General features: G+C 71.8%; 8 protein-coding genes and 1 pseudogene. 7 read left to right on the forward strand and 2 right to left on the reverse strand.

The features are described from left to right. Window positions 1-4 precede the first annotated feature (4 nt). A complete protein-coding gene (locus H4687_RS32660) occupies window positions 5-1,153 on the reverse strand; it encodes a PQQ-dependent sugar dehydrogenase (protein ID WP_046914526.1) in 1,149 nt (382 codons plus the stop codon). A 166-nt stretch (window positions 1,154-1,319) separates the two neighbouring features. Then, a complete protein-coding gene (locus H4687_RS32665) occupies window positions 1,320-2,318 on the reverse strand; it encodes an aldo/keto reductase (protein ID WP_046914527.1) in 999 nt (332 codons plus the stop codon). Between the two features lie 76 nt (window positions 2,319-2,394). On the opposite strand from H4687_RS32665, the gene H4687_RS32670 reads away from it, so the two are divergent. The 7 genes and pseudogenes from H4687_RS32670 to H4687_RS32700 all read left to right on the forward strand — a co-directional run bounded on the left by H4687_RS32670 (window position 2,395) and on the right by H4687_RS32700 (window position 15,684). After that, complete coding sequence (locus H4687_RS32670) at window positions 2,395-3,396, forward strand: 2-hydroxyacid dehydrogenase (RefSeq protein WP_179860007.1); 1,002 nt, start codon at window positions 2,395-2,397, stop codon at window positions 3,394-3,396. A 196-nt stretch (window positions 3,397-3,592) separates the two neighbouring features. Continuing rightward, window positions 3,593-6,947 (forward strand): annotated as a pseudogene (locus H4687_RS32675) (EAL domain-containing protein). 246 nt (window positions 6,948-7,193) lie between these two features. Continuing rightward, complete coding sequence (locus H4687_RS32680) at window positions 7,194-9,056, forward strand: acetolactate synthase large subunit (RefSeq protein ID WP_097251327.1); 1,863 nt, start codon at window positions 7,194-7,196, stop codon at window positions 9,054-9,056. A gap of 21 nt (window positions 9,057-9,077) precedes the next feature. Beyond that, window positions 9,078-9,605, forward strand: coding sequence for an acetolactate synthase small subunit (ilvN, locus tag H4687_RS32685; RefSeq protein ID WP_005479969.1), 528 nt, complete (start codon window positions 9,078-9,080; stop codon window positions 9,603-9,605). Between the two features lie 118 nt (window positions 9,606-9,723). Beyond that, a complete protein-coding gene (gene ilvC / locus H4687_RS32690) occupies window positions 9,724-10,725 on the forward strand; it encodes a ketol-acid reductoisomerase (RefSeq protein WP_045562452.1) in 1,002 nt (333 codons plus the stop codon). A gap of 257 nt (window positions 10,726-10,982) precedes the next feature. Continuing rightward, window positions 10,983-12,572, forward strand: a complete 1,590-nt coding sequence (gene serA / locus H4687_RS32695; protein ID WP_046914530.1) for a phosphoglycerate dehydrogenase — start codon at window positions 10,983-10,985, stop codon at window positions 12,570-12,572. A gap of 187 nt (window positions 12,573-12,759) precedes the next feature. Continuing rightward, the gene (locus H4687_RS32700) at window positions 12,760-15,684 is read left to right on the forward strand and encodes a helix-turn-helix transcriptional regulator (protein ID WP_050398693.1); all 2,925 of its coding nucleotides are present in this window, start codon (window positions 12,760-12,762) and stop codon (window positions 15,682-15,684) included. The last annotated feature ends 35 nt before the right edge of the window (window positions 15,685-15,719 follow it).

The raw sequence follows: 15,719 nt of genomic DNA on the forward strand, positions 1-15,719 counted from the left end.
CGGGTCACTTCACCCGCAGCTCCAGGATCTTGTCGTCGCCGTCCTGCGGGGATCCCCGGCCGTCCGTCTCACTGGTCACCAGCCACAGCCTGTCACCACCGGCGGAGACGACCGTGCGGAGGCGTCCGTGGTCGCCCTCCAGGAACGCCTGGGGGGCGGCGGCCGTCTTCGTGCCGTCGAGGGGGACGCGCCACAGCCGCCGGCCCTTCAGCCCCGCCATCCAGACCGAGCCCTCCGCTATGGCGATACCGCTCGGGGAGGCCTCGTCCGTACGCCACACGGCCACCGGGTCGACGTAACCGGACTTGCCGCCCTTGCCCTCCACCTCCGGCCAGCCGTAGTTCCCGCCCGGCCGGATCTGGTTCAGCTCGTCCCAGGTGTTCTGGCCGAACTCCGAGGCCCACAGGCGCTGCTTGGCGTCCCACGCCAGGCCCTGGACGTTGCGATGGCCGTACGAGTACACGACCGAGTCGTCGAAGGGGTTGCCCGGGGCCGGCAGGCCCTCCGGGGTCATGCGGAGGATCTTGCCGCCGAGGGAGTCCTTGTCCTGGGCCAGGGGGCCCTCGTACCGCTCGCCGGTGCTCGCGTACAGCATCTGGTCCGGGCCGAAGGCGAGACGGCCGCCGTTGTGGTTCGTGCCCTTGGGGATGCCCCGGAGGATGGTGTCGGGGGCGCCGAGCTGCTCGCCCGCCGGCTTCTCGGGGTCGTACAGCATCCGCACGATCCTGTTGTCGGACGCCGAGGTGAAGTACGCGTAGATCATGTGGTCCGAGGCGTACTCCGGGGAGACCGCGAGGCCCAGGAGGCCGCCCTCGCCGGCCGGGGCCACGCCGGGGACCTCCCCGAGCACGGTCTTCTCGCCCGACTCCTCGTCGATCCTGCTGATCGTGGCATCGTCGCGGGAGGACACGAGGAGCCCGCCCTCGGGCAGGGGCGCGAGGCCCCAGGGGGTGTCGAGGTCCTCGGTGACGGTGCGCACCACCTTCACCGAGCCCTTGGCGGGGGGCGCCGTGTCCGCCGCCCGCTCGGGCGGAGGCGACTCGGCACTGCTGCTGCTCGGGGGTGAGCTGCCGGCCGTGTCCTTCTTCTCCCCGTCGTCGGAGGAGCAGCCGGTCGTCACCAGGAGAACGGCTGCGGCCAACGCGGCCGTCATCACTCGACGTTGCACCATCACGGTCCCTTCGGCGTGGAGCTTCTACCTGTCTTACACCGCGAGTGCCCCACAGGTTCCGCCTCCGCCCGATCAAGCAGATATTTCGCACGCCGCGCCGCGCCGGGCACCGCGGTGCACCGCCCGGCACACGGGCCGCCGCGTCCCCTCAGTCCCAGGATCCCCGGGCCGGAGGAAGGGCCGCCACCTCCGCCAGATCCGCGGCCGTGAGGCGCAGGGCGTGGGCGGCCGCGTTCTCCGTGGCCCACCGGGCCTGCTTGGTGCCCGGCACCGGCACCACGTGCGGGCCGAGGGACAGGATCCAGGCGAGGGCGACCTGGGCCGGGGTCACCTCCGCCCCGTGGCGGGCCGCGACGCGGCGCAGGCCGACGACCAGCGGCTGGTTGGCGGCCATCATGTCCGCGGTGAAACGGGGATGACGGGCGCGGAGGTCGTCGCGCTCGAAGCCCCCGCCGGGCGTCAGGGTGCCCGTGAGGAAACCGTTCCCCAGGGGCATGGCGGCGAGGAAGCCGATGCCACGGGCCACGCACCACGGAAGAAGGGAGTCCAGTGCCTCCCGCGACCAGACCGACAGCTCCGCCTGCACGGCGCTCACCGGGAAGATCTGCTGGACCCGCCGGAGCTGGCGGAGCGTGGTGTCGTACACGCCCGCGCCCGGCCGGCGCCCCGCCCGCGCGCCCACCGCGCACAGACCCAACGCCCTGACCTTCCCGGCCTGCACGAGTTCCGCCATGGCACCCCACGTCTCCTCCACGGGAACCTCGGGGTCCGCCCGGTGGAGCTGGTAGAGATCGATGACGTCGGTCTGGAGCCGGCGCAACGAGGCGTCGCAGGCACGCCTCACATAGCCGGGGCGTCCGTTGGCCACGATGTGCTGCTCACCCACCAGCAGACCCACCTTGGTGGAGACGAAGGCCTCCGCACGGCGTTCCCTCAGCACCCGGCCCACCAGCAGCTCGTTGGTGAAGGGGCCGTACATGTCGGCGGTGTCCAGCAGTGTGGTGCCGAGGTCGAGCGCCCGGTGCACCGTCCGCATCGACTCGTCGCCCCGTTGGCGCGACCCGGTGTACGCCCAGCTCATCGGCATGCACCCGAGTCCTACGGCCCCCACCTCGAGCGTCGCCGCGCCGATCGTCCTGCGCTCCACCTGGTCGTGACCCTCCCTCTCCCGAACCCCCAACCTAACCTCTGCCGTACCGGGTACCTGACATAGCCTCCGGAGCATGACTGCTGACGCGACTGGCGACCCGACCGCGGGCGTGACCGGCGATGTGTGGCTCTCCATCCCGCCGGACGAGATCGAGGGGCTCCCCAAGGGTCCCCGCTACCTTTTCTGGGACGGGGGCGACGACGGCACGGAGCCGTTCCCGGGCGACCCCGCGGACTGCGTCCTGTACGTGGTGCCCTACATGAAGCGCCGTCCGAGGAGCGTGAACCCGCTGGAGTCCATGCGCCATCTGCGGGTCGTCCAGACGCTCACGGCGGGTGTCGACGACGTCCTGGCCCGGATGTCCGTGCTCCCGCCCGGGGTCCAGCTCTGCAACGCGCGCGGGGTGCACGAGGCCAGCACGGCCGAACTCGCGCTCACCCTGACCCTCGCCTCGCTGCGCGGCGTCCCCGACTTCGTCCGTGACCAGCAACAGGAGCGCTGGCAGGGCGACTTCCGTCCCGCGCTCGCCGACAGGTCCGTCCTGATCGTCGGTTACGGCGCGATCGGTGCCGCCATCGAGGACCGGCTCGTGCCCTTCGAGGTGGCGCGGGTGGCGCGCGTCGCGCGCTCTGAGCGCACCACGGCGCGCGGACCGGTGCACTCGTTCACCGACCTGCCCTCCCTGCTGCCGACGGCGGATGTCGTGATCCTGTCCACTCCTCTCACGGAACAGACGAGAAAGCTGGTCGACGCCGACTTCCTGGCCCGTATGAAGAACGGGGCCCTCTTGGTGAATGTTGCCCGCGGAGGCGTCGTCGACACCAAGGCGCTGCTCGCGGAACTGGACGCCGGGCGCATCACCGCGGCCCTCGACGTCACCGACCCCGAGCCGCTGCCGCCCGGGCACCCGCTCTGGCGCGCGCCCGGGGTGCTCATCAGTCCGCACGTCGGCGGCCCCACGTCGGCCTTCCTGCCGCGTGCCAAAAGGTTGCTGGTGGACCAGTTGGGGCGATTCGTGAACCGGGAGCCTCTGCGCAACGTGGTCTTTACGACGGGCGGGACGGACGACGTGTAGTCCACTTCGGGCACCCTCCGCGTTCCTTCGGAAGCGGACCGTGCTCGTGTTGCCAGAGATGGTCACTGAGCGTAGAGGAACTATGTCCCTGAGTGACGAGACTGGTGTATCGTCCCGACAGGGGCTGCGCCGCGCACCGTTCGGCGCCGGGGACGAACTTGAGACAGCGAGGGGGGCGACGGGCGATGCACGGCCTATGGACGAACGATCCGACGCGGCGGAGCCGCCGACGACGGCCCTGGCGAGCTGCGACGCGGAGGCACCCGCACGGGAGCCACGGCGGCCACAGCGGTCAAGGTCATCACCGCGGGCACGGCAACCGCAGAAAGCACACCCACCCCGCACGCCGGGACCAGCAGGGCAGGGGAGTGGCGCTCACCGGGGAGACCCCGTGAGCCCCCGCCAGTCCTCCGCCCCCACACTGAGTCCCGCGCTGCGGGCGGCCAAGCCGCTGCCCGGTCCGCTGCCCGGCGGGCGGGCGCCCGACCGCGGTGGCGCGAGCCTGCGGGCCCAGATCGTCCTCGCCCTGCTCTGCGCGGCCTACGCCGTCGGCGCCGCGTTCGGCTGGGGCAATGAGCAAGTCGCCCTCGTCATGGGCGACTTCGGGCTCAGCGCCGCCGCCGCGGCGGCCGCCGTCTCCTGCTTCCGCTACGCGCGCAGCCGCCGCAGCCGCTTCCGGCCCGCCTGGCTGCTGTTCGCCCTCTCCTCCGCCATGGCCGCCCTGGGCAACGGCGTCTGGGGGTGGTACGAGGTCGTCCTGGAGCGGCCCGTGCCCGAGCCGAGCTACGCGGACCTGTTCTTCCTCTGCTTCGCGCCCCCCGCCATCGTCGGTCTGCTGGTGCTGGCCAAGAGGCCGGTGACCAAGGCCGGCTGGATCTGCCTCGCGCTGGACTCCTGGCTCATCGGCGGCTCCCTGGTCACCCTCTCCTGGAGCCTCGCGCTCGCGCAGAACGCCCAGATCGACGACAGCGACACCGCGCACACCGCGCTCTCGCTGGCCTACCCGCTGCTCGACATCGCCCTGGTCAGCATGGTGCTCGCGCTGCACTTCCGCCGCTCGTCGATGCATCGCTCCGCGGTGAACACCGCGATCGGCGCCCTCGCGCTCACCGTGATGTGCGACGCCCTGTTCACCTCCCCCCTGCTGCACACCAGCTACGAATCGGGCCAGCTCCTCGACGCCGGCTGGTTCGCGGGCTCCGTGCTCCTCGCCTACGCCCCCTGGGCCGGCCAGCGCCACGGACAGGGGGACGAGGGCGGGCACGCACGCGTGGTGCACGAACACATCCCGGGCCAGCGCCCCGACGTGCACCCGGGCCTGCGTCACGACGTACATCCGGGGCACCGCCACGAGGTCCACCCCGGGCACCGGCACGACAGCCCGCAGGGAGGGCACGCGCACGCGCTCCTCCAGGGCGGAGGCCACGGTCGGTATCCGGCCACCCGCCCCATCGCCGGATCCCTGGCCGCGCTCACTCCCTATCTGGCCGCCGCCGTCTGCACGCTGGGCATCCTCTACAACGTCCTCAACGGCCGCCGCGTCGACCGCGTGGTGCTCATCACCGCCTGCACCGTCGTGCTCGCCCTCGTGGTGCGCCAGGGCATCATGCTCCTCGACAACATCACCCTCACCCAGGAACTGGCCCAGAAGGAGAACCACTTCCGCTCCCTGGTGCAGGGCTCCAGCGACGTCATCATGATCGCCGCGCCGAACGGCATCCTCCGCTACGTCAGCCCGGCCGCCGCCGGGGTCTACGGACGCCCCGCGGAGGACCTGGTCGGCAAGGAGCTGGCCTCGATCATCCATCCCGAGGATCTCGGCTGCGTCGTCCACGAGGTGCGCCGCTTCCTCGCCGCCAGCCCCGCCGAGGAGCCCACCACCCGCATCGAGTGCCGCTTCAAGGCCGGCGCCGGGGGAGGCTGGCTGAACGTGGAGTCCACGGTCAACCGCCACCACGGCGGCCTCATCTTCAACAGCCGGGACGTCACCGAGCGCGTGCGCCTGCAGGCCCAGCTGCAGCACAACGCCGAGCACGACCCGCTCACCGACCTGCCCAACCGGGCCCTGTTCACCAAGCGCGTCCAGCAGGCGCTCTCCGGCCGTCGCTCCTCCGACCGCGGTGCCGCCCTGCGCAACACGGCGGTCCTCTTCATCGACCTCGACGGCTTCAAGGCCGTCAACGACACGATCGGTCACCAGGCCGGGGACGAACTGCTCGTCCAGGCCGCCCGCAGACTCCAGGACGCCGTAAGGCAGGGGGACACCGCCTCCCGCCTCGGCGGTGACGAGTTCGCCGCACTGATCGTCGGGGACGGCACCCACGACCGCGTCGCCCGGGAACGGCACATCGTGGAGCTGGCGGACCGGCTCCGGATCGCCCTCTCGCAGCCGTACACCATCGACGGCAACGATGTCCGGGTCGCCGCCTCCATCGGCGTCTCCTTCGCCGAGCCCGGCCTCGGCGCGGGCGAGCTGCTGCGCAACGCCGACCTGGCCATGTACCGGGCCAAGGCGTCCGGCAAGGGCCGCGTCGAGCTGTACAAGCCACAGATGCAGCAGGACGTCGTCCGCAGGGCCGAGCTGGCCACCCGGCTGCGGGCCGCGCTGCACGACGGCGAGTTCATGCTGCTCAACCAGCCCGTCGTGGAGCTGGCGACCGGCCGGATCTCGTCGGTCGCGACCGCCGCCCGCTGGCGCTCGTCCCAGGGGGTGCTGTTCACGCCCGCCGAGTTCCTGCGGGTCTCCGAGGGCAGCGAGAAGACCGCCGAGCTGGGCCGGTGGATGCTCGAACAGGCCGTCGAGCAGGCCGCCGACCGCCTCACCAGCGGGCTGAACGTCCCGGTGTCCGTCCGGATGAGCGCGAGGCGTCTGCTGGACCGCTCACTGCCCCCGGGCTCGCTGGAGACGCTCCTCACCCGCCACGGGCTGCCCTCCGGCTCCCTGGTCGTCGAGCTGTCCGACACCGAGCTGAAGGGCCCGCCGGACGAGCTGGAGCGCCGGCTGAACCAGCTGCGCCGCCTCGGCGTCAGAATCGCCCTGGACGGCCTCGGCAGTGGGCACGCGGCCATCACGGCCCTGCGCCGGCTCCCCGTCGACGTACTGAAGCTGGACCGTGGCCTCGTCGAGGGGATCGTGGAATCCACCCGGCTGCAGAAGATCACTCGCGGGCTGCTGCACATCGCCGACGACCTGGGGCTGCAGTCCGTCGCCGACGGGGTGGACCTGCCCGAGCAGGTTCTCGCCCTGCGTGCGATGGGCTGCACCCACGGTCAGGGCGCCGCGTTCTGCGGACCGCTGGACGAGTACCGCCTCCGCCGGGCCCTGTCCCTCGGCCACTTCCCGGTGCCCTCCGGACCGGCGGAACCCGCCTTCGCGGGCGGCACGAGAGAACAGGAGGGCCGCGTCGTGGCCTCGGCGCCGACCCTGGCGCCGCAGGGGTGAAGGAGCAGTGACGGGTGCGGGGGTGTACACAAGTGGTGTCACCGCTGTCCACCACGGAGCCGGACGTGCCCGTCGCTCACATGTTGAGACTCCCGTCCCACCCGCTTGACACGTGGTGCGCGCCGGAGAGAGGGTCATTGCCATGCGCACCCGAATCCTCGTACTTGGAAAGCGCGTCGGCTGAAGCTGGGACCCACCGGACGACGATCCGGAATCCCCAGCGACCGTACCCGACGCGCTCCCCTCGCTTGCCCTGTGGCAAGGAGGGGTTTTTTGTTGCACGGGCACCGGTCGGCGTGAGCCGCACACCGCACGAACCTCGCAAAACACCCTCAGCATCGAGAAGAGAATGCCGATGACCGAGCAGGCCACCGGGGCCCACCATCCGCAGCCGCGGCCCCGATCCGGAGGACCGTCCACCCCCGTCGAGCACGTCACGGGTGCGCAGTCCCTCATCCGCTCTCTCGAGGAGGTCGGGGCCGACACGGTGTTCGGCATTCCCGGGGGCACCATCCTGCCGGCGTACGACCCGATGATGGACTCCAAGCGGGTGCGCCACGTGCTGGTCCGCCACGAGCAGGGCGCCGGCCACGCGGCCACCGGTTACGCGCAGGCCACCGGCAAGGTCGGGGTGTGCATGGCGACCTCAGGGCCGGGCGCCACCAACCTGGTCACCCCGATCGCGGACGCGCACATGGACTCCGTGCCGCTCGTCGCGATCACCGGGCAGGTCGTGTCGAAGGCGATCGGCACGGACGCCTTCCAGGAGGCGGACATCGTCGGCATCACCATGCCGATCACCAAGCACAGCTTCCTGGTCACCAAGGCGGAGGACATCCCCCGGGCGATCGCGCAGGCGTTCCACATCGCCTCCACCGGCCGCCCGGGACCGGTCCTGGTCGACATCCCCAAGGACATCCTCCAGGCGAAGACCACCTTCAGCTGGCCGCCCACCATGGACCTGCCCGGCTACCGGCCCGTCACCAAGCCGCACGCCAAGCAGATCCGCGAGGCCGCCAAGCTGATCACCGCCGCCCACCGGCCCGTCCTGTACGTCGGTGGCGGTGTCCTCAAGGCGCACGCGACAGCCGAGCTGAAGGTGCTGGCCGAGCTGACCGGCGCGCCCGTCACGACCACCCTGATGGCGCTCGGCGCGTTCCCCGACAGCCACCCGCAGCACCTGGGCATGCCCGGGATGCACGGCTCCGTGGCCGCCGTCACCGCACTGCAGAAGGCCGACCTGATCGTCGCCCTCGGCGCCCGCTTCGACGACCGCGTCACCGGCAAGCTGGACAGCTTCGCGCCGTTCGCGAAGATCGTCCACGCGGACATCGACCCGGCCGAGATCGGCAAGAACCGCGCCGCCGACGTCCCGATCGTGGGTGACGCCCGCGAGGTCATCGCCGACCTGATCCAGGCGGTGCAGAGGGAGCACGGCGAGAGCGGACGGGACGAGGCCGAGGGCCCCCGCTACGCGGCCTGGTGGAAGGACCTCAACCGCTGGCGCGAGACCTACCCGCTCGGCTACGACCAGCCGGGCGACGGCTCGCTCTCCCCGCAGCACGTCATCGAGCGCATCGGACAGCTCGCCCCCGAGGGCACGATCTTCACGGCGGGCGTCGGCCAGCACCAGATGTGGGCCGCCCACTTCATCCAGTACGAGAAGCCCGCCACCTGGCTGAACTCCGGCGGCGCCGGGACGATGGGGTACGCGGTCCCGGCCGCCATGGGTGCCAAGGCCGGAGCCCCGGCCAACACCGTCTGGGCGATCGACGGCGACGGCTGCTTCCAGATGACCAACCAGGAACTCACCACCTGCGCCCTGAACAACATCCCGATCAAGGTCGCCATCATCAACAACGGCGCCCTCGGCATGGTCCGCCAGTGGCAGACCCTGTTCTACAACCAGCGCTACTCCAACACCGTCCTGCACAGCGGCCCGGACGACGTCAACCCCAACGCCCGCGGCACCCGCGTCCCCGACTTCGTGAAGCTGTCGGAGGCCATGGGCTGCTACGCGATCCGCTGCGAGTCCCCGGACGACCTCGACAAGGTCATCGAGGAGGCGAACTCGATCAACGACCGTCCGGTCGTCGTCGACTTCGTCGTGCACGAGGACGCGATGGTGTGGCCGATGGTCGCCGCCGGCACCTCGAACGACACCATCATGGCCGCCCGGGACGTCCGCCCCGACTTCGGCGACAACGAAGACGACTGAGCGAGAGAGACCGAACCAGACATGTCCAAGCACACGCTCTCCGTCCTGGTGGAGAACACCCCCGGCATCCTGGCCCGGATCGCCGCGCTGTTCTCCCGTCGCGGCTTCAACATCGACTCGCTCGCGGTCGGTGTCACCGAGCACCCCGAGATCTCCCGTATCACCATCGTGGTGACGGTGGTCGAGGAACTGCCCCTGGAGCAGGTGACGAAGCAGCTCAACAAGCTCGTCAACGTCCTGAAGATCGTCGAGCTGGAACCGGGCTCCGCCGTTCAGCGGGAACTCGTTCTGGTGAAGGTGCGCGCCGACAACGAGACGCGCTCCCAGATCGTCGAGATCGTCCAGCTGTTCCGCGCCAAGACCGTCGACGTCTCCCCGGAGGCCGTCACCATCGAGGCCACCGGGTCCAGCGACAAGCTGACCGCCATGCTCAAGATGCTGGAGCCGTTCGGCATCAAGGAACTGGTCCAGTCCGGCACGATCGCGATCGGCCGCGGCTCCCGTTCGATCACGGACCGCTCGCTGCGCGCCCTGGACCGTTCGGCCTGACACACGACACGGGCGGCCGACGACGCGCGGCCGCCCGTATGCCGAGACCCGCGGACTTTCATCCCGCCCGCCGTCATACGGTGGGACGCAACACCTGCACTCAAGGAGAGAACCCAAAGTGGCCGAGCTGTTCTACGACGCCGACGCCGACCTGTCCATCATCCAGGGCCGCAAGGTCGCGGTCATCGGTTACGGCAGCCAGGGCCACGCCCACGCGCTGTCCCTGCGCGACTCGGGTGCGGACGTCCGCGTCGGTCTGCACGAGGGCTCCAAGTCCAAGGCGAAGGCCGAGGAGCAGGGCCTGCGCGTGGTGACTCCGGCGGAGGCCGCCGCCGAGGCCGACGTCATCATGATCCTCGTCCCGGACCCGATCCAGGCCCAGGTCTACGAGGACCACATCAAGGACAACCTGAACGACGGCGACGCGCTGTTCTTCGGCCACGGCCTGAACATCCGCTTCGGCTTCATCAAGCCCCCGGCCGGCGTCGACGTCTGCATGGTCGCCCCCAAGGGCCCCGGCCACCTCGTCCGCCGCCAGTACGAGGAGGGCCGCGGCGTTCCGTGTATCGCCGCCGTCGAGCAGGACGCGACCGGCAACGCCTTCGCGCTGGCGCTGTCGTACGCCAAGGGCATCGGTGGCACCCGCGCGGGTGTCATCAAGACGACCTTCACCGAGGAGACCGAGACCGACCTGTTCGGTGAGCAGGCCGTGCTCTGCGGTGGTACGGCCGCGCTGGTCAAGGCCGGTTTCGAGACGCTGACCGAGGCCGGCTACCAGCCGGAGATCGCGTACTTCGAGTGCCTGCACGAGCTGAAGCTGATCGTCGACCTCATGTACGAGGGCGGCCTGGAGAAGATGCGCTGGTCGATCTCCGAGACCGCCGAGTGGGGCGACTACGTCACCGGCCCCCGGATCATCACGGACGCCACCAAGGCCGAGATGAAGAAGGTCCTCGCCGAGATCCAGGACGGCACCTTCGCCCAGCAGTGGATGGACGAGTACCACGGCGGTCTGAAGAAGTACAACGAGTACAAGACCCAGGACTCCGAGCACCTGCTGGAGACCACGGGCAAGGAGCTGCGCAAGCTCATGAGCTGGGTCAACGACGAAGAGGCGTGATCCGGGGGGCCGGTCACGGCGGGGTTCACCCGGTGCCGTGACCGGCCTCGCTCTCACGTCCGGGTGACCTTTCCGCGGTGGCGTGGGACGACGCCTCCGGCGCCACTACACTGCTGCACTACATACGCGTCAGGCCCACAGCGTCGTGCGTCTTCCACGCGGCCAAGCGACACCGGGGGGATCCCGGGTGTCACTCCCCTCCACCGCCTGCGGCCGTCGGGACGGCCGTCCGCAGCATTGGACTTGTGAGGACTCACGTGAGCGCGAAACCAGTCGTACTGATCGCTGAAGAGCTGTCGCCCGCCACCGTCGACGCGTTGGGCCCGGACTTCGAGATCCGGAACGTCAACGGAGCGGACCGAGCCGAACTGCTCCCGGCCATCGCCGACGTCGACGCCATCCTGATCCGCTCGGCCACCAAGGTCGACGCCGAGGCGATCGCCGCCGCGAAGAAGCTGAAGGTCGTCGCGCGCGCCGGCGTCGGCCTGGACAACGTGGACGTCTCCGCCGCCACCAAGGCCGGCGTGATGGTCGTCAACGCCCCCACCTCGAACATCGTGACCGCCGCCGAGCTGGCCTGCGGTCTGCTCCTCGCCACCGCCCGCCACATCCCGCAGGCGAACACGGCGCTGAAGAACGGCGAGTGGAAGCGCAGCAAGTACACGGGTGTGGAGCTGGCCGAGAAGACCCTCGGCGTCGTCGGCCTCGGCCGCATCGGCGCCCTGGTGGCCCAGCGCATGTCCGCCTTCGGCATGAAGGTCGTCGCCTACGACCCCTACGTGCAGCCCGCGCGGGCCGCGCAGATGGGTGTCAAGGTCCTGTCGCTGGACGAGCTGCTGGAGGTCTCCGACTTCATCACCGTCCACCTGCCGAAGACCCCCGAGACGGTCGGTCTGATCGGCGCCGAGGCGCTGCAGAAGGTCAAGCCCTCGGTGCGCATCGTCAACGCCGCGCGCGGCGGGATCGTCGACGAGGCCGCCCTGTACTCGGCGCTCAAGGAGGGCCGGGTCGCGGGCGCGGGCCTCGACGTGTACGCCAAGGAGCCCTGCACCGACTCGCCGCTGTTCGAGCTGGACGAGGTCGTCTGCACCCCGCACCTCGGTGCCTCCACCGACGAGGCGCAGGAGAAGGCGGGCATCGCGGTGGCGCGGTCCGTGCGGCTCGCCCTCGCCGGTGAGCTGGTCCCGGACGCGGTGAACGTGCAGGGCGGGGTCATCGCCGAGGACGTCAAGCCGGGCCTGCCGCTCGCCGAGCGGCTCGGCCGGATCTTCACCGCGCTGGCCGGTGAGGTCGCGGTCCGCCTCGACGTCGAGGTGTACGGCGAGATCACCCAGCACGACGTGAAGGTGCTGGAGCTGTCCGCGCTCAAGGGTGTCTTCGAGGACGTCGTCGACGAGACGGTGTCGTACGTCAACGCTCCGCTGTTCGCGCAGGAGCGTGGCGTCGAGGTGCGGCTGACCACCAGCTCCGAGTCGCCCGACCACCGCAATGTCGTCACCGTGCGCGGCACGCTCGGCAGCGGCGAGGAGGTGTCGGTGTCCGGCACGCTCGCCGGGCCGAAGCACCACCAGAAGATCGTCGCGGTCGGTGAGTACGACGTGGACCTCGCGCTGGCCGACCACATGGTCGTCCTCAGCTACGTCGACCGGCCCGGTGTCGTCGGCACCGTGGGTCGCGTCTTCGGCGAGGCCGGGATCAACATCGCCGGCATGCAGGTCGCGCGGTCCGCCGCGGGCGGGGAGGCGCTGGCGGTGCTGACGGTGGACGACACCGTTCCCCCGGTGGTGCTCGCCGAGGTCGCCGAGGAGATCGGCGCGACGTCGGCGCGGTCGGTCAACCTGGTCTGAGGTTCGTTCCGTCCTGAAGGCGGGGTCCGGTCACCTGGGGTGGCCTGGGCCCCGCCTCCTTTTGGTGCGTTGTCGGGCGCAGCCCCTGCTTTTCAGGGGCCGCGGGGAACTGCGCGAGAAGCCCCACCGGACCCGCACCCGACAACGCACCCCCGGGGGGCGTACGCGGGCGTGCCAGGATGGCGGGGTGGCTCAGAGCATCGTGTACGCGCCGTTCGTCGGGCGGGACTCCGAGATGGCCCGGCTGAGGGACGTGCTGGACCGGGCCGGGGCCGGGGAGCCCCGGGCCGTGCTGGTCGCAGGGGACGCGGGGGTCGGCAAGAGCCGGACCCTCGCGGAGGCCGCGGCGTACGCGACGCGCAACGGCACCGTCGTGTTCACCGGCCACTGCGTGGACCTCGGCGACGTCGGACTGCCCTATCTGCCGTTCACCGAGATCCTCGGCGCCCTGGCCGCGGACGAGCGGTTCGCGCCGCTCCTTCAGGCGCACCCGGCGACCGGCCGTCTCCTCGGCGGCGGAGCCGACGGCGGCGACCGGCTCCAGCTCTTCGAGGGCATCGCCGCCCTGCTGACGGACCTCGCCGAGACGACCCCCGCCCTGCTCGTGCTGGAGGACCTGCACTGGGCCGACCAGTCCTCACGGGACCTGCTGCGTTTCCTGCTCAGCCGGGGTGTCCTCCAGCGCCCCACCCCAGGCGTGGCGCCCCACCGCCTCGCCGTCTTCGCCTCCTACCGCGCCGACGACCTGCACCGCCGCCACCCGCTGCGCCCGCTGCTCGCCGAACTGGTGCGGCTGCCCGCCGTGGAGCGGCTGGAGCTGCGGCCGATGCCGGACAAGGAGGTCGCCCGGCTGGTGCGTTCGCTGCGCGCCGAGCCGCTGTCCGAGGCCACGGTCGGCCGGATCGTCGAGCGGGCCGAGGGCAACGCCTTCTACGCGGAGGAACTGCTGGCCGCGACGACGGACGAGCCGGGGGCGGTCCTGCCGAGCGGGCTGGCCGACCTCCTGCTGATCCGGATCGAGCAACTGCCCGGCCCCGCCCAGCAGGTGCTGCGCACGGCGGCCGTGGCGGGCCGCCGGGTCGGGCACGACCTGCTGCGGGAGGCCGTCCAACTCCCCGACGAGGAGCTGGAGTCGGCGCTGCGGGAGGCGGTCGGCCGGCAACTGCTGCTGCCGGGTGAGGGGTCGACGTACGAGTTCCGGCACGCCCTCACCCGGGAGGCGGTCTACACGGATCTGCTGCCGGGCGAACGGGTGCGCCTGCACGGGGTGTTCGCGAAACTGCTGGCCCGCCGGGGCCGGCCGGGGGAGAGCGCCGAACGGGCGCACCACTCGCGCGAGAGCCATGACCTCGCCGACGCGCTGACCGCCTCCGTCGAGGCCGCCGATCACGCGCACGGCATCGGGGCGCCCGCCGAGGAGCTGCGGCATCTGGAGGCCGCCCTCGATCTGTGGTCGTCCGTGGAGTGCGCGGCCCTGCCCCGGGACCTCGACACGGTCACCCTCACCCTGCGCGCCTCGTCCGCGGCCGCGCGCGCCGGGGAGAACCACCGTGCCGTCTCCCTCTCCCGCTCGGCGCTCGCCGGAACCGGCCCGGACGCCGGCTCCGAACTGGCCGCCCGGGTGCGCTACACCCTCGCCGGTGACCTGATGCGCGTGGACAACCTGGAGGCCGCGTTCCGGTACAGCAGCGAGGCGCTGGCGATGATCCCCGCCGAGCCCCCGTCCCGTACCTGGGTGTGGGCGGCGGCCACGCATGTGATGGCGGCGCGGTACGTGGGGGAGGACGAGGAGGCCGGGCGGGTCGCGGAGGCGGCGCTGGGCGTCGCCGGGCGGCTCGGACTGGCCGACGCCGAGGCAGACCTGATCGTCTCCGTCGTCGGCCTCGACCCCCGGAGCAACCGGCGTACCCGGGCGGGCCGTGCGCGGCTGAAGGACGCCCGTGAGCTGGCCGGGCGGGCGGGGAACGTCCCGGTGGAGATGCGCGCCCTGTTCAACCTCGCCGTCGGCTGCTTCGAATCCGGCGACCTCGACGAATGCCTCGGCTGGCTCTCCGAGGGGCTGGACCGGGCGGGTCGCACCGGGCTGCTCTCCTCCCCGTACCCGGTGGAGATGCGTTATCTGCACTCCCTGTGCCTCTACACGCTGGGCCGCTGGGACGAGTGTGTCCGTTCGGCCGCCGAGGCCGACCGGCTCCCCGTGGCTGGCGGTTACGCGGTCGGTCCCGCCCTGTACGTGGGCCTCGCGCGCGGCGACGAGGGTGCCGCGGAGCGGGCACGGGCGCTCCTGGACGGGCCGCCCGACTTCATGACCTGCCTCGTCGGGGGCATCGTCCTCACCGAGGCGGCCCTGCTGCGGCACGACCCCGAGGCCGCGGTCGCCCAGTACCGTTCGAGCGTCGCCACCCTCACCGAGCTGGCCGGGGTCCGGCCCGACGCGACGGTCCGGCTGGCGGCGCTCACCCTGGGGGCGATCGCGGACGCGGTGGCGCGGCTGCGGTCGGCCGGCGACGAGGAGGGCGTACGGCGCTGGGCCGCCACCGGCGAGGAACTGGTGCGGGCCGCGCGGGTCACCGCCGCCGAGGGAGAGGACGGGGGCCGGCAGGGGCCGGAGGGGCTGGCGTGGCTCAGCCGGGCCGAGGCGGAGTGGACGCGGGTGCGGACCGGGCCCGATGTCGAGGCATGGCGCGCGGTGGTGACCGCGTTCGCGTTCGGTGATCCGTACGAGCGGGCGCGGTGCCGGCTGCGGCTGGCGGAGGCGTTGGCGGAAGCGGGCGAGCGGGAGGAGGCCGGGGCCGAGGCGCGGGCGGCGGGGGAGACCGCCGACCGGCTGGGGGCCGTGGCGTTGCGCGCCGACCTGGACGACCTGGTCCGTCGGGGGCGGCTGGCGCGGGTCCCGGCGGCCGGGGCCGTACCCGCGCTCACCGCGCGGGAGGGGGACGTCCTGCGGCTGCTCGCGCTCGGGCGCACCAACCGGCAGATCGGCGACGAGCTGTTCATCACCGGGAAGACAGCGAGTGTGCACGTGTCCAACATCCTGGCCAAGCTGGGCGCGGCCAGCCGTACCGAGGCGGTGGCCATCGCGTATCGGGAGGGGTTGATCACGACGGGGTGACGGAGACCGGGCAGGGTGCACCCCCGGCCCGTCGG

Origin of the sequence: Streptomyces stelliscabiei (assembly GCF_014873495.1) — a bacterium.
Classification (GTDB): domain Bacteria; phylum Actinomycetota; class Actinomycetes; order Streptomycetales; family Streptomycetaceae; genus Streptomyces; species Streptomyces bottropensis.

What these genes read in the sequence shown, in the direction of transcription:
- H4687_RS32660 (WP_046914526.1), bottom strand. Translation starts at nt 1,153, where the DNA reads ATGACGGCCGCGTTGGCCGCAGCCGTTCTCCTGGTGACGACCGGCTGC.
- H4687_RS32670 (WP_179860007.1), top strand. Translation starts at nt 2,395, where the DNA reads ATGACTGCTGACGCGACTGGCGACCCGACCGCGGGCGTGACCGGCGAT.
- H4687_RS32680 (WP_097251327.1), top strand. Translation starts at nt 7,194, where the DNA reads ATGACCGAGCAGGCCACCGGGGCCCACCATCCGCAGCCGCGGCCCCGA.
- ilvN (WP_005479969.1), top strand. Translation starts at nt 9,078, where the DNA reads ATGTCCAAGCACACGCTCTCCGTCCTGGTGGAGAACACCCCCGGCATC.